The organism is Leifsonia sp. ZF2019 (assembly GCF_019924635.1).
Taxonomy (GTDB): Bacteria; Actinomycetota; Actinomycetes; order Actinomycetales; family Microbacteriaceae; genus Leifsonia.
On the sequence record NZ_CP065037.1, the window covers coordinates 2,792,092 to 2,805,009 of the forward strand.

Here is a 12,918-nt window from a genome sequence, read left to right on the forward strand (position 1 = left end):
AGAAAGTGGGACGGTTGACCCAGATGTCAGTATGCCCCAAATCCGGCCCGGTGGTTTGACACGCATCACGTCTGGCCCGTGGAATGGGGTGGAATGCGGGTGCACTTCTCAGACGTTTCTCCTCCAGTCCGGTCGCGGGGGGCGACCGGGCCGCGTCGTCGTGCCCTCGCCTCCGCCGCCGCCTCCGCGCTCCTCCTCGTGACCGCCGGGCTGCTCGGGCTGGCCCCTCCCGCGGCCGCCGCGCCCGACGCCCCGCCCTCGCCCGGCCAGCCGTCGGCCACCGTCCCCTCCTCCGGCACCCCGACCCCCACCCCGCAGCCCCTGTCGCTCGACGATCCGGGCGACGGCCTCGTGACCCGCTTCCCCCTGACCGTCCGCGGCGGAGGAGAGCCCGGCGACACGGTCGCCGTCTCGGCCGGAGCCTCCGCCACTGCGGCGAACCGATGCGAGGCGACCATCGACTCGTCCGGCCGCTTCTCGTGCGATCTCCGCGCCCTCCCGGACGGCCCGAACGTCACGATCCGCGCCGAGTCCGCCGCCACCGGGCAGACGGTCACCACTCAGGTCGCCGTACTCTCGCCGCCCGTGATCGTCGCCGACGGCGCTGCGACCGGCGGCGGCGTGCACGGCACCGCCTATCCCGGCGCCCGCGTCACGGTCACCGCCGACTCGGGAGCGACCTGCCAGTTCCCCGCCGACTCCTCCGGTGCGTGGGGATGCGTGCTCACCGGCTCGCTGCCGGACGGCAGGCACACGGTGACCGCCACCCAGCTGGCGCCGTTCTCCAGCACGCGGAGCGCCGCCAGCGCCCCCGTCTCCATCCTCGTCGACACCGCTGCCCCCGCCGCCCCGACCATCACGGCACCGGCCCCGGGCGCCACGGTGAACACCGGTGACGCGATGACCTTCGCCGGCGGTGGCGAGGAGGGCGGATCGATCACGGTCTACGCCAACACCTCGGCGGGCGCGACCGTCGCCTGCACGGCGCAGGTCGCCGGCGGTGCCTGGTCGTGCTCCGGCACGCTGCCGGAGGGCGGATACCTGGTCACGGCGCTGCAGCGCGACGCCGCCGGAAACATCAGCCCGGGCAGCAACACCGTCGCCGTGACCGTCGCGCGCGCGGGCGCACCGGCCGCCCCTCCAGCGACCCGCACACCGAAGCCGACTCCGACCCCGACCCCCACCCCGACACCGACGACGCCTCCGGGAACCGCGCTGCCCGCGCCGCCAGCCGGCGGAGAGCACCCCGGGACGAAGGGCTGGATCGACACCCCGTTCAGCACGGCCTCCGCACCCGTCGTGTCGGTCGAGGCCTTCCCGGGCTGGCTGCGCTCCGCACTGCTCGCCCTCGCCGCCGTCGTGCTGCTCGTGCTCCCCGCACGGCTGCTGGCCGGCACGATCGCGCGCGGTCGCGCGGCCCGCGAGGCGGGCGGGGAGCCGCCGCGGCGCCGCTCCTCGATCTTCGGCCGCAACCGTGCCCGCGGGGAGCTCGGGGAGGCCGACGCGCTCCTCGGCCGGCGGGCGGAGGAAGGCTCCGGACGCGCCTCCGCGTGGGGCGCGCCTGCGACCCGCGGCGACGCCCCCGGCACCAGCGCGGCCGCCCAGCCTGTCTGGCTCGCACCCGTGACCGGCGTCCTCGCCGCGGCGCTGGTGACGCTGTCCACCTCGGTGAAGGACCCCGGCGCGTACGCGCGCCTCGTGGTCGCCGTCGCCCTGGCGATCGTGCTGGTCAACGCCGTCTGGGTGCTCGCCGCACGTGCCATGGCGCGCCGGCTCCGCCGGCCGCTCCCGACCGTCGCTGTGCGGCCCGCGCTGCTGGTTCTCGTGGCGGTCGCGGCGATCGGCTCCCGTCTGTTCGGACTCGCCCCGGCCCTCCTCTTCGGGCTGGTGCTCGGCGTCGTCATCGCCCCGGAGGTGGGGCGCGTCGCGCGCGGCAGCATCGCGGCCGTTCAGGTCTCGGCGACCGCCGCACTCGGAGTGCTGGCCTGGCTCCTGACCGGCGTGCTGCCGGCGCCCTCCGGCGCGATCTCCGCCTTCGTGCTCGAGTGCGCGAACGCCCTCGCCATGGTGGGCCTCGGCTCGAGCGCGATCGCGCTGCTGCCTCTCGGCGGTCTGGCCGGCCGCGCGGTCTTCCAGTGGAGCCGGCTGATGTGGACAGGCCTCAGCCTCGTCGTGTTCACGCTCCTTTTCGCCCTCCTCCTGCCCGTCGCCTCGCTCGTCGAGAACGGGACGGGCATGATCGCCGCGACCGTGGTCGCGCTGGTGTTCGCCGTGCTCAGCGTCTCGGCGTGGCTCTGGGAGCGGTACGTGGAGCCGGCGCGGTAGGAACGCGCCGGGGAGACGTCAGACGGCCTCCACGTAGAACCAGTCCCGCCCCTCTTTCACGAACCGGGAGGTCTCGTGCAGTTCGCCGCGTTCGGCGCCCTTGTAGTAGGCGCGGAACGCGACGACGCCCTCGGTGTCGAAGGGACCTCCGTGCTCGGTGCGCTCGATGTCCAGACGGTACCAGCGGAGACCGTCGTCGAGATCGAGCTGCGCGGGGCGCGTGGACGCATGCCAACTGCGGAGCAGGTAGGCGCCGTCGCCCCGCGCGAAGGCGCTGAAGCGCGACCGCATCAGCCGCTCGGCCGTCGGAGCGGGTTCCCCGCGGTGCAACGGCCCGCAGCACTCGGAGTAGGTCCGGCCGCTCAGGCACGGGCATCGGTCGGGGGTCACCCGTCGAGCCTACCGTCGGGCGGTGCACCCCCACGGGGCCCGGAGACGACGGTCCCCGAGACAGAGAACCCGGCCGAGGCGGGTATCGGGGGATCGCAAGCCTCGGCCGGGGGAGGACACCTCACCAGAAAGGGTGCCGGAGACCAGTGTGCAACGCCCGGGTGTGCGTCAGCTATGGAGGCCCTGAGGGACTTCTCACAACGCTCGACGGCCGCCCGCGCGTGTCGTAGCGGGCGCCCGCATCACTCGGGCTCGCGCGCGGCCGGGCCGGCGGCGACGACGCAGAACCGGTTGCCGTCGGGGTCGGCGAGGACCACGTAGTCCGCGCCGTCCTCGTAGTCCCACTCCACCTCGGATGCCCCGAGCGACAGCAGCCGCGCGACTTCCGCCTCCTGGTCGTCGGCATAGAGGTCGAGGTGGTGGTGCGGCGACCGGTTCGTCTCCGACCCGACCTCCTTGAGCGCGAGCCGGGGGCCTCGCCCGGATGCCGGCGCGAGCAGTGCCCAATCCGCGTCGGGCTCATACACGGGCTCATACCCGAGCACCGCCGACCAGAATGCGATCCCGCGCTGCACGTCCCGCACACCCCACACCACCGAGCCGATCCGGATCATGGGTCCACCCTCCCCCGCCGACGTGCCGCAGGCAAGCCCCGCGACGGTGTACCGTTGACGTCATGGCAGGCGTTCTCATCGGAATCATCTCGCTCGTGGTCGCGGTCGGCGGGGTCACCGCTCTCATGGCGATGGTGCAGATGGCCAAGTCGCCCTACCGGGGCAAGTAGCCCGACCCCCTCCCGTAGCCTCTCCGCGTCCGCGTCGCTCGCTACGATGGTCGCCGGGCCCCCATAGCCCAATCGGCAGAGGCAGGCGACTTAAAATCGCTTCAGTGTGGGTTCGAGTCCCACTGGGGGCACAAATCTGATGGGCCTGCATCCCTTGTAAACACTGGGAAGTAGCCTCTCGGCATTTGCTCTCCCACACCGTATGCCACACGCGCATGCCACAGAATGTCGGTGATCCGAGCCACAATTGAAGTGTCAATGTGGCAGAACTACCGACTCGAACGGACGCGTGGCATGGCTAAATCGACTCCCTACTCTGCGAGCATCCGGCTCCGCCCGCGCTCCGACGGGTCCGTCGCGCACGACGTCCGCTATCGGCTCGACGGCAAGTCGCGCACCATGTCATTCGACGACAGCGCTTCCGCTTCCCGATGGGCCAAGATCCTCCGCCAGGTCGGTCCCGTCGAGGCGGTCAAGCTCCTGAAGAAAGACATTGACGACGACTCCCCCACCGTGGACGAGTACGCCGAGCGCTACATCACCACAAAGGCCGGCACCGAAGGTCTCACTCGAGACCACTACCGGATGTACATGCGGATCTCGATCAGCCCAGCGATGGGCGCCCTCCCCCTCGAAGCCGTGACACCGCAGCTGATCGCTGAGTGGATCGAGGCACAGATCAAGGAGGGTAAGTCAGCCAAGACCATTGCGAACCGACACGGCTTCCTGTCCGCCATGTTCCAGCACGCAGTGGACGTCTCAGAGATCCTTCGCAAGAACCCGTGTTCACACACCAGTCTTCCGAGCTCCGAGCGGGAGGAGATGGTGTTCCTGTCCGCGGATGAGTTCGCCCATCTTCTGTCGTTCGTCCCGCCAAAGTGGCAGCCGTTGGTCTTTCTCCTTGCTTCGACTGGCCTCCGATGGGGTGAGGTCACGGCACTCAAGCCAGGGGACTTCGACACGGCTCACAACACCGTGACGGTTTCGCGGGCGTGGAAGAAGTCCAAGGATCAAGGTTGGTACGTTGGCGCACCGAAGACGAAGAAGTCACGTCGAACGATCAAGGTTCCTGAGGACGCAATGGCCGCCGTGAAGCCCCTGATTGATCGGGCCGACGAGTGGGTGTTCACGAATTCGAAAGGCCTTCCAGTGCGTCACCAGACGTTCTGGGAGGTGGTTTGGGTGCCAGCGGTTCGGCTCGCCAACGGCAAGCCCGCGTATGCGAAGGCTTACCGAAGCGATCGGCCCTGGTCGGCTGCACCATCAAGCGTGTGGAATCGTGAGCCGTCGCAGACACCCATTCGTAAAGAGCCCCGCATCCACGACCTGCGGCACTCACACGCGTCTTGGCTGATCAACGCTGGCGTTCCACTTACGGCCATCCAGCGCCGTTTGGGGCACGAGTCAGTGAAGACCACGTCAGACACCTACGGTCACCTCTCCCCCGACATGTTGCAGCACGCCGCCGATGTTGCTGGCGAGGTTCTCGCGGGCGCCATGCCGCAGATTGTCGCTTAGGACGCTTGAGTTCGCTTCCCTGCTCGCTCTACTGCGAGTCTTCTGAGCCGGTGTACGAGCATGGGGTGCTCGGCTTCGGCGTCTTGCCCGCGGATCAGGTGATGCAACTGGGAGTAGTACCGGGTGGCAGAGAACCCGAACGTGTGTCGGATCTGTTCTTCCTTGGCCGGGTTGTCGGGGTGGGTGTCCTCGAAGTCGAGGATGAGATGTTCACGAGGGGTCAGCATGAGAGGGAGTCTCACAGGAGCTACCGACACGCCGTCCGGGAGTCAGGGGTGCGCGTGCTGAAGCACACTTGTGGTCATGAAGATCGCGCACTGCCCCAACGATGGGCACATCCTGAGACGACGCAAACCCGACTACCCGGTGACCGGCCAACTGTGGGAGTGGTACTGCCCCATCTGCCCGTACATCCGGCCCTACGAGCACGGTGACGACATGTGACCGTCAGTCGTTCGTGCCTATCCTGTCCGGGTGCCCGACTGGTCCCCCACCGCCTACGCTCGTCCCACCGAGTGGTTGTTGCGTGTATCGGAGTCTCAGCCGCCATATGCAGTGGTCAGACGGATGCTTCTGGGTGACCCGAACCGGCCTGATGAGTGGTTCCGGGTCGTCACCTATGCGCCGACGTCGGATGGTCGAGAGTTGGTCGGGTGGGTGCGCACCCTCGATGACGCCTGCCTGTTGGGGTGGGACTACAAGGTTGCGTTCGAGTCCTGGCGGCACGACCTCGCAGCACGACGGGTGGAAGCGAAGGACATGGTTCAGCCACCCGCCGGCGAGCTCGTGAAGTTCTGGCGGCAACACAGGACTTTATCCGATCGTCCTAAAGCGCCCTAAACCCAGAAAATCACCCCCAGTCCAGACCGAAGCCTGAACCGGGGGGTGCTGGGTGATCGAACCCGAACCTCACGGTACGGGGTACAACATCGGGTAGACCAGAGCGGTCACGCTGTGAGGCGAATCCACCCACCACCACGAACCACGATCTCGGGACTGTCCGTGACGCGGACCTTCACATCGGTGTCTGTGGTGACGACGACAGCGCCTGTCGGGTCAGCATCCGGTCCAGCGAGGAGGATGCTACCGACATTGCCGGTGACGTCGAGGGCATGCCACTCATCTCCGAGCTTTACCTCTACTGCTCCGTGATCACCTGGCAAGCCCGTGAATGTCCACTTGATGAACTCCCGGCCGCCTCTATCGAGATACATGTGGCTCCTCTCGTGAACCCCTCAGGGGGCGATCAAACCGCTGATGGCAAGTGCGACAAAGCGCAACGTAGTGATCCGGGTTCAGGCTAAAGGCCATGTTCAAATCGGCGTCAATGCGCTCGTTTGGGTCGCCGTGGTCATAGGCCCAGTCGTAGGCTCGATCTCCGCAGTGTGCGCAGCGCTGTAGCTTCGCAGAGCCTTTGTGCCGAACGATCCGCTTGTGTGCGTTCCCGTAGCACGGATCATCGATGATCAGATGATGCCCCGGACCAGATGGACGTCCGGGGCTGTGGCGGATGAGCGGGTCTCCGTGAAGTCGCCACTGCCGATAGTGATTCGCGCACCACCCTCGCGCCTTGTGCTCCCGGTTGCATCCTGCAATCGAGCAGCTTTCGATAGGAGTCGGCGGATTCCAAGTCGGGTCTCCGTGGGACTTCCAGCGCTTGTAGTGCTTGCGGCAGAGCCCCTTTGCTATGTGTGGCTCGCGGCAGTTGTCGACATCGCATGTCCTGCGGGTAGGCTCCATGCCTAGCCCCTCTCTGCTAGTACCAGATAGTGGGTCAGGCCCCGATGGATGCTTCCAACATCCTTCGGGGCTGCCCTAATTCTACCCGGCCCCGGCGACAATTACTGGAGATAGGTCATCGGGTGCCTCCTGACACACGGAGCGGATTAGGTTGCGCGTACGCATCCCTGAGCGGGTTCCTGGTGGGGCCCGACACGTAGACGGTGATGTCTCGCAGCACAAGGTTCATCTGCGCGGTCACCGCGTCAACGGCGCCGACAGGGTCAGCGAACGTCACGGTGCGGGCCACTGTGACCGTGAGAGTGTCTGTGACCCCAACGGGATCAGATGCCAGCCTCGAGGTGGCTACCGACCATGCGGCGCTGTCTGTCGCACCAACAGGGTCGGCAGGGTTCGCTGTCGGTCCTGCAGAGGTTTGTGCAGCATCGGTGAGGTTCAGCAGGTCCGCGACGGTGACAACACGATCCAGTTGTGCGAGGACGGCATCCGTCAGACCGACACTGTCGGATGGGGTGCCGGTGTAGTCACCACCTCCGGTGATGTTCGCCACCACCGAATCCGACACACTGACCGGGTCGGCCGAGGAGCGCAGAACGTCCACAGAGCCCGCGACAGCGTCGGTCGCGCCCACACCATCGGCTGGCGCCTGTACGACGGCCTCAACGTCAGAGGCGGCGTCCGTGACACCGACGGGGTCGTTGAGGGTGTAGTCGTAGGCGAGAGTGATCGGAGCCCCGGTGTCCGTGACGCCAACAATGTCGCTCACCGTCACCACAATGGCGCGAGCCGTCGCCGCCACATCGGTGACACCTACCGGATCAGACGGTGTCACCTGCGGGCCGAACCCGGCCGTCACACTGTCCGTCACCCCGACAGAGTCGGAGGGAGTTGCCGTGTAGTTCGTACCACCCGCGGACGCCTTGAAAGCGATCTGCACGGCAGCGACGTTCTGCGCCTGCCCCGACCATGATGCGGTCGTCGCCCCCACAGCACCCGCCGTAGCCTGGACCTTCTGACCCACCACCAGGGATGTCTTCGCACCAGACGCCCCGGTGGCAACGAGAGCCTGCAGCAGGGAGGTGAACGAGTTGTTCCAGGAGAACGTGTTCGAGATCGTCCCCGAGTAGCCGTGCTGGGCGTGAGCGACAAGTACGAGATCGTTCGCCGCGGTGGTGGTGATTGTCGACGCTGCCAGGGATGTGGCGTTCGTACCTGACGCTACCGTCCCCACCACATCGAACGGGGTGGAGGTGACGCCGGCGAGCTCGATGATGCCGAGGCTCGCGTACGTGGCCCCACCACCGGGGACGACACCGTAGACGGTGGCATCGGAGGACACGACGGGGCGTGTCCAGATGTAGAACCCTTGGTCGGACACGTAGGAGAACCGTTGCGTCCACCCTGTACCCGTACTTCCCGATGTGGTGTCGAGGGTGAGGGTGGAGTCGGAGTTCGCGATCAGGACAAGCGTGTTCCCCACCGTGGGGACGCTGGCCAGGGTGGCGGTGACGATGGTGGCTGTGGTCGCGTTCGATGCTGACTGCAGTACGGAAGCGGCCACCGTTTCACCTCCACACGCGGATGTAGTCCACCAGCATTGTCGGGTTCGATCCGGGCCACGATTGCCCGGTTCGGGCGGCGAGGTTCAGGATCAGGTACTGGGAACCACCGATCACCTTCGACGATGTTCTCGAGAGTGCACCGTCGATGTAGAACGCCGTTGTCCCGTCCGCTTTCCACCAGGCCCCGTAGGTGTGCCAGGCGGTCAGGTTGGATGGTGCGTTCACGTGCACGGTGTCCTTGTCGGACGTCGTTACGTAGATGTTCTGCTCTGTGCCTGGCCCCATTCCGAACAGCTCGAAATAGTCCGTCTCCGGCGGCCACGTGTTCGTCTGACTATTCGACATCCACGCGGCCGGCCACAGAATGTTCGAAAGCACCGGGATCTGCACTCGAGCCTCGACGAAGCAACCGGGCGATGTCGTGTACGACTTCAGCGACTGCACCATGCCCGACTTGTACGACAACCCCGGGTAGGTGGTGGAGTCCTGCGCCATCGTCAACAGCAGGTTCGATGACCCGTCCAGGGTGGCGTTGTCGTCGTTGTAATAGTTCGCGTTGTCCGTGTTGGTGCGGTTCCCGCCCGGGTTCTGGCTCGTGAAGATGTTCCACGCCGGGTACAACGTGTCCCACTTCAACCTTTCCAGGGTGGTCCCGTTGAACTCATCCGAGAACCTCAACGACCACCCCGACAAGCCGGACGGTTGGACTGCGGAGTCCGACGTGGGGTCAACCAGTTGGAGGGTGGGTGCCGGAAAGTACCCTACCGTGACCGCCAGATTCCGCGGCATACGCTCAGCTTCCGAGGATTGTGTGAAGCCACGTGATCGTCAGGGTATCGCTGGCCCCTTTTGACCCGATGCCCGTGAGCAGTGCACGAGCGATCGTGTTCGCTGCCGTCGACGTCGCGTTCGTGGAGATCGTGTCCGTCGGGATCACAACCTCCGTGATCGGGGACGCGGTCGTCGCAGTACCGGCCGCATAGGTGACCTTGTAGGTCGCCACACCGCCCGACACGGACGGGAACGTGCTGTCGAATGCCTGATTCGACCCAGACAGGTATGTGACCAGGGCAGCACCTGCACCCGTCTTCGCCACCGCCGTCGAACCGGTGCCGAGCTTCATTCCCGTCGGGAGGGCGGACGTGGTCAGGCCGGCGCCGCGGGACGCGTAAAGCTGGTCACCGACGGCGGTGACGAGGTTGTGGGTCTTGCAGTACCCCTTCAGCTTCCCGTCCGGGCCCCACAGTTCAGCAACGACGGTGCCGTGAATGCTGAGCTCGGAAGTGGTGCCACGGGGGCGGTCCATCGTCGCAGAGAGCGTGTCAGCGACGCGAGACGTTTCGTTCATGGATCTACTCCTTCGGGTTGGGGTTAGACGTCCGCAGGACCGTCGGCGACGTGGTCACCCTTGGGTGCGCTCGAGGTGTTCGCCAGAGCAAGACCACCGACCGGGATCGCCAGGTACGTGATGACGCCCTGCGCGCCGATGATGACCTCAGGGACCGTGTGACCGGTGGCGAGGAAGTACGCCCCCGCACCACCCACGACCACACCAGCGACCGCGTAGGCGCCGTAGATGATCTTTCGTGCGAGGTTGCTGCTGATGACGTTGCCAAGGTTCGTGTTCGTGTCGCTCATGGTGTGACTCCTGTCGTTGGTGAGCATGTGTACGTCGGATTGGAGGCGTCGAACGGGTCCGTTCTCACGCACGTGTAGTTCAGGCCCAGTGCGTCCGTGTACGTCCACGACACGGGCGGCTGACCGGGTGCACCATCGGCACCAGCCGGGCCGGTCGCACCTGTTGGGCCGGTCGCTCCCGGTTGTCCCTGCGCGCCGGCCGGGCCGGCATCACCCTGGGCTCCGGTCGCGCCGGCATCTCCGGTCGCTCCTTGTGGGCCGGTCTGACCTGGAAGGCCGATGTCTCCCTTATCTCCTTTGTCGCCCTTGTCGCCGGTTGGGCCTGTGGCACCGGATGCACCAACAGGACCCGCCGACCCGACTGGGCCCGGGATCGCTTCCGGTGCTGGGGCGGTGGGTTCACAGTTCGTCGACTCGGCACAGTCGCCGTAGAGTCGCGAGTACTGGGTGAAGAGGCGGTCGTACTTGGCGGACAGGTTGTCGTACCGGGCCACACCCACATCGATGCGTCCCTGCTGCACCCAGAACGCCATCCCGATCGCAACAGTCGCGAACAGGACGAGGACGGTCGGCCACACCCATTTCCAGGCTCGTCGGATCATCCGCCGATTCCCTTCTGAAAGATGGCCCACAACGCAATCCCCGCCGCTGGCAGGCCGACAACGAAGCCGATGCCCCACCGGATCCAAAGCCCGGTGGCGGCGTTCTTCGCCTGCAGGTCGAGGACGACCTTGTCGCGTGCGTCGCGTTCTTCCTTCACGGCTGCGATCCGCGAGGCACGCTCACGTTCGATGTCCGCTGTTCGGGCGGTGCGCTCCTCTGCGATGTCCTGAATCAGCGAGGCATGCAGTTCATCCCGTCGGCGCCGCTCTGCTTCGAACGCGTCCTGCGAGACGAGCTTGTCGAGCCGTTCGTTCGTTTCCCTGCGGAACGCTGCAATGTCTTCCCGGAGCAGTTGAAACAACGAGGGCTCATCGGGCATCAGTTCCCCCTCTCAGGGATCGAGGGGCTACTTCGTCGCGCGCTTGTTCGTGAACGCCGAGTCGGTACCGAGCGCGAGGTTGATCAGGGTCTGGAACTGCGTAGTACCAATCGCAGCCGCCTTCGCCTGCTCGACGGTGTCGTACGTCTGGGAGTAGAAGTCACGAGCGTTTCGCGCCTGCTGCTCGCCGTCGTTGATGTACAGCACGTTCTTCTCGCCCGGGGTGCGGTCCCAGAAGATGATCACGAACTGCGGCAGGCCCGCCGGCGGCGCCGCGCAGTAGTAGAGGCGCCCGCGGTTCTCTCGCAGGAGCATCTCCTTGATGAGGGCCGTCTGAGCGGCGTTCGATGCGTCCTGCTGGGCGCGGAGCTCGGTGATGGATGCCATGTCGACTTCGTCTCCTTGCGGGATCAGGGTTGCGCCGCCATCAGCGGCCGAGGTGGTGCCTGGGTAGGGCGGTCGGATGTAGCTGAGGATGTAGCCGGCGGATCGGGTGCGGTCGCGCATGTCGTCGCCCGGGTTTGAGTTCGTGCCGCGGGAGGTGACGATCGAACCGCCGGACGAGACTGAGACGACGATCTCGGTGTGGTCGGGGTCGCCGTCGCCGTCCCAGTCGAACGCGAGCACGTCGCCGCGCTGCACTCCGGCGTGGCCGGGATGCCAGACGCCGAGGTTGCGGCCCCAGGTCTGGATCTGCGAGACGTAGCTGTAGAACGGGTTGCCGAGGGAGTTGAGGCCGAAGAGGTAGAAGCTCACGCAGGCGGCGCAGTCGTCGTACGCGCTGATGCCCTTCGGCCACCACGGGTTCGGCCACCTGGTGCCGAACTGTGCCGCCATCGCTGCGAGCATGTCGTCGACACTGCGGTTCAGGAGGTCAGGCATCGGGGTCCTCCTCGCCATAGCTCGAGCTGATCGCCTCCGGTGCTGCCGTCTTGACGGCGTTCATCGGCGGCAGCGGGATCCCGTCCGAGTCGTACGGAATGTTCGGGTCGTACTCGCTGTCCATCACGCCCTCCTAGCCAGCCGCCGAGGACGCGGTCATCTGCTTAGCGGTCCAGTACACAATCCCGGGGATACCCGCAGCGCCCGAGTTGTTCTGTACCTGGATGGTGAGCTGGGTCGTCGATACTGCGGTGACCACAGCCGTAAACCGACCAGACGTTGCCGTTACCTGCGGAATCGGCGGCTGCGTGAACCTTCCCGTCGGAAGGCTGACCGTCACAGACGCCACAGCCTGCGAGGCGACACCAGATGTGAATGCCGGAGTGATACCAGCGGCCTCGGCGAACGCATGATTGATCTGCCAACCATTCGCCGCAATGTACGACTCCGCGCCAATGATCCGGGCCAGCTGACTGGTCGAGGGGTTCAGCCACGCGAAGAGATCCGACTGCGAGCGGAATGGGACTTCCCCACCAGGGGCTGCTGTGAACTGCGCCGTCTGCGTTACAACTACACCGGACGAGTTCGTCGCAGTGGCACCGGCAGGGATCAGAACCGTCGCGAGCTCCACCGCACCTGCTGGAATCGACGGCTTCGTCGGAGAAGCAGCCGCGGTACCCTGTGCAATCGCGATGACTGGAAGATCGTTCGCATCCGGTGTCGTCACCGTCGACGAGGAATCGTTCTGCTTCGCGTACACGACATCGATGCGGCTATTCGCCGCCGGCGCCGCAGCGTGCAGCACGTTCACGGGACCATCATTGGCGAGCAGCACAACACCGTTGTCCCGCACCGCGATCGCACTGAACGCAGCCACCGCGGAGTTCATCGTCGCCGTCGCCGCCACAATGTTCGCCCCCACGGGGGAAGTGACACCACCACGAGGAGAACCGTCAGCGTTGCACACCACCAGGTTGCGGAAGTCGTACCGCGTGTCATTCGTGTCCGTGAGCGCGAGCTTGGCCGGAAGGCCCTTCCGGATCGTCATGAGCCCTCCAAAAGGGTCTTTAAAAGCAGGACAAGGGCGATTAATCTGG

At 66.1% G+C, this 12,918-nt stretch carries 15 protein-coding genes and 1 tRNA gene; 4 read left to right on the forward strand and 12 right to left on the reverse strand.

Going from position 1 to position 12,918, the window contains the following annotated elements; translation table 11 throughout:
- The first annotated feature begins 99 nt into the window (after positions 1 to 99).
- Positions 100 to 2,325 (forward strand): Ig-like domain-containing protein, encoded by a 2,226-nt coding sequence (locus IT072_RS13660; RefSeq protein WP_223357406.1) that lies wholly within the window; start codon positions 100 to 102, stop codon positions 2,323 to 2,325.
- Positions 2,326 to 2,343: 18 nt separating this feature from the next.
- Here IT072_RS13660 and IT072_RS13665 read toward each other — a convergent pair whose 3' ends face one another.
- Entirely contained in the window at positions 2,344 to 2,715 is a 372-nt protein-coding gene (locus IT072_RS13665) for a YchJ family protein (RefSeq protein ID WP_223357407.1), read from the reverse strand.
- A 242-nt stretch (positions 2,716 to 2,957) separates the two neighbouring features.
- Complete coding sequence (locus IT072_RS13670) at positions 2,958 to 3,329, reverse strand: VOC family protein (protein WP_223357408.1); 372 nt, start codon at positions 3,327 to 3,329, stop codon at positions 2,958 to 2,960.
- 227 nt (positions 3,330 to 3,556) lie between these two features.
- On the opposite strand from IT072_RS13670, the gene IT072_RS13675 reads away from it, so the two are divergent.
- Positions 3,557 to 3,630, forward strand: a tRNA-Leu gene (locus tag IT072_RS13675).
- Positions 3,631 to 3,793: 163 nt separating this feature from the next.
- Positions 3,794 to 5,017 (forward strand): tyrosine-type recombinase/integrase, encoded by a 1,224-nt coding sequence (locus IT072_RS13680; RefSeq protein ID WP_223357409.1) that lies wholly within the window; start codon positions 3,794 to 3,796, stop codon positions 5,015 to 5,017.
- On the opposite strand, the gene IT072_RS13685 is transcribed toward IT072_RS13680, so the two are convergent.
- Entirely contained in the window at positions 5,014 to 5,244 is a 231-nt protein-coding gene (locus IT072_RS13685; RefSeq protein WP_223357410.1) for a DUF3263 domain-containing protein, read from the reverse strand. The genes IT072_RS13680 and IT072_RS13685 overlap by 4 nt on opposite strands.
- Positions 5,245 to 5,320: 76 nt before the next feature.
- Between IT072_RS13685 and IT072_RS13690 the strand changes: the two genes are divergently transcribed.
- Positions 5,321 to 5,461, forward strand: a complete 141-nt coding sequence (locus IT072_RS13690; protein ID WP_223357411.1) for a hypothetical protein — start codon at positions 5,321 to 5,323, stop codon at positions 5,459 to 5,461.
- 503 nt (positions 5,462 to 5,964) lie between these two features.
- On the opposite strand, the gene IT072_RS13695 is transcribed toward IT072_RS13690, so the two are convergent.
- The 9 genes from IT072_RS13695 to IT072_RS13735 form a co-directional block, all read right to left on the reverse strand.
- Positions 5,965 to 6,231: a hypothetical protein gene (locus IT072_RS13695; protein ID WP_223357412.1), complete on the reverse strand. Its 267-nt coding sequence runs from the start codon at positions 6,229 to 6,231 to the stop codon at positions 5,965 to 5,967.
- Between the two features lie 641 nt (positions 6,232 to 6,872).
- On the reverse strand, positions 6,873 to 8,318 hold the full coding sequence (locus IT072_RS13700) for a hypothetical protein (protein WP_223357413.1): 1,446 nt from the start codon (positions 8,316 to 8,318) through the stop codon (positions 6,873 to 6,875).
- A 4-nt stretch (positions 8,319 to 8,322) separates the two neighbouring features.
- On the reverse strand, positions 8,323 to 9,108 hold the full coding sequence (locus tag IT072_RS13705) for a glycoside hydrolase family 16 protein (RefSeq protein WP_223357414.1): 786 nt from the start codon (positions 9,106 to 9,108) through the stop codon (positions 8,323 to 8,325).
- 4 nt (positions 9,109 to 9,112) lie between these two features.
- Positions 9,113 to 9,667, reverse strand: a complete 555-nt coding sequence (locus tag IT072_RS13710; RefSeq protein WP_223357415.1) for a hypothetical protein — start codon at positions 9,665 to 9,667, stop codon at positions 9,113 to 9,115.
- A 23-nt stretch (positions 9,668 to 9,690) separates the two neighbouring features.
- Positions 9,691 to 9,957, reverse strand: a complete 267-nt coding sequence (locus IT072_RS13715) for a hypothetical protein (protein WP_223357416.1) — start codon at positions 9,955 to 9,957, stop codon at positions 9,691 to 9,693.
- 598 nt (positions 9,958 to 10,555) lie between these two features.
- Entirely contained in the window at positions 10,556 to 10,939 is a 384-nt protein-coding gene (locus IT072_RS13725) for a hypothetical protein (RefSeq protein ID WP_223357417.1), read from the reverse strand.
- Between the two features lie 27 nt (positions 10,940 to 10,966).
- Positions 10,967 to 11,821, reverse strand: a complete 855-nt coding sequence (locus IT072_RS13730) for a CHAP domain-containing protein (protein ID WP_223357418.1) — start codon at positions 11,819 to 11,821, stop codon at positions 10,967 to 10,969.
- Positions 11,814 to 11,945 carry a hypothetical protein gene (locus IT072_RS21285; protein WP_263282048.1) on the reverse strand — a complete coding sequence of 44 codons (132 nt, stop codon included), beginning with the start codon at positions 11,943 to 11,945 and terminating at the stop codon, positions 11,814 to 11,816. Before IT072_RS21285 ends, IT072_RS13730 begins: the two co-directional genes overlap by 8 nt.
- Before the next feature lie 9 nt (positions 11,946 to 11,954).
- Positions 11,955 to 12,869 carry a hypothetical protein gene (locus tag IT072_RS13735; RefSeq protein ID WP_223357419.1) on the reverse strand — a complete coding sequence of 305 codons (915 nt, stop codon included), beginning with the start codon at positions 12,867 to 12,869 and terminating at the stop codon, positions 11,955 to 11,957.
- Positions 12,870 to 12,918: the final 49 nt, after the last annotated feature.

Bases quoted from the DNA above. Each gene is read 5' to 3' on its own strand.
- IT072_RS13670 (WP_223357408.1), bottom strand. From the start codon at position 3,329: ATGATCCGGATCGGCTCGGTGGTGTGGGGTGTGCGGGACGTGCAGCGC.
- IT072_RS13680 (WP_223357409.1), top strand. From the start codon at position 3,794: ATGGCTAAATCGACTCCCTACTCTGCGAGCATCCGGCTCCGCCCGCGC.
- IT072_RS13685 (WP_223357410.1), bottom strand. From the start codon at position 5,244: ATGCTGACCCCTCGTGAACATCTCATCCTCGACTTCGAGGACACCCAC.
- IT072_RS13690 (WP_223357411.1), top strand. From the start codon at position 5,321: ATGAAGATCGCGCACTGCCCCAACGATGGGCACATCCTGAGACGACGC.
- IT072_RS13695 (WP_223357412.1), bottom strand. From the start codon at position 6,231: ATGTATCTCGATAGAGGCGGCCGGGAGTTCATCAAGTGGACATTCACG.
- IT072_RS13705 (WP_223357414.1), bottom strand. From the start codon at position 9,108: ATGCCGCGGAATCTGGCGGTCACGGTAGGGTACTTTCCGGCACCCACC.
- IT072_RS13710 (WP_223357415.1), bottom strand. From the start codon at position 9,667: ATGAACGAAACGTCTCGCGTCGCTGACACGCTCTCTGCGACGATGGAC.
- IT072_RS13715 (WP_223357416.1), bottom strand. From the start codon at position 9,957: ATGAGCGACACGAACACGAACCTTGGCAACGTCATCAGCAGCAACCTC.
- IT072_RS13725 (WP_223357417.1), bottom strand. From the start codon at position 10,939: ATGCCCGATGAGCCCTCGTTGTTTCAACTGCTCCGGGAAGACATTGCA.
- IT072_RS13730 (WP_223357418.1), bottom strand. From the start codon at position 11,821: ATGCCTGACCTCCTGAACCGCAGTGTCGACGACATGCTCGCAGCGATG.
- IT072_RS21285 (WP_263282048.1), bottom strand. From the start codon at position 11,945: ATGGACAGCGAGTACGACCCGAACATTCCGTACGACTCGGACGGGATC.
- IT072_RS13735 (WP_223357419.1), bottom strand. From the start codon at position 12,869: ATGACGATCCGGAAGGGCCTTCCGGCCAAGCTCGCGCTCACGGACACG.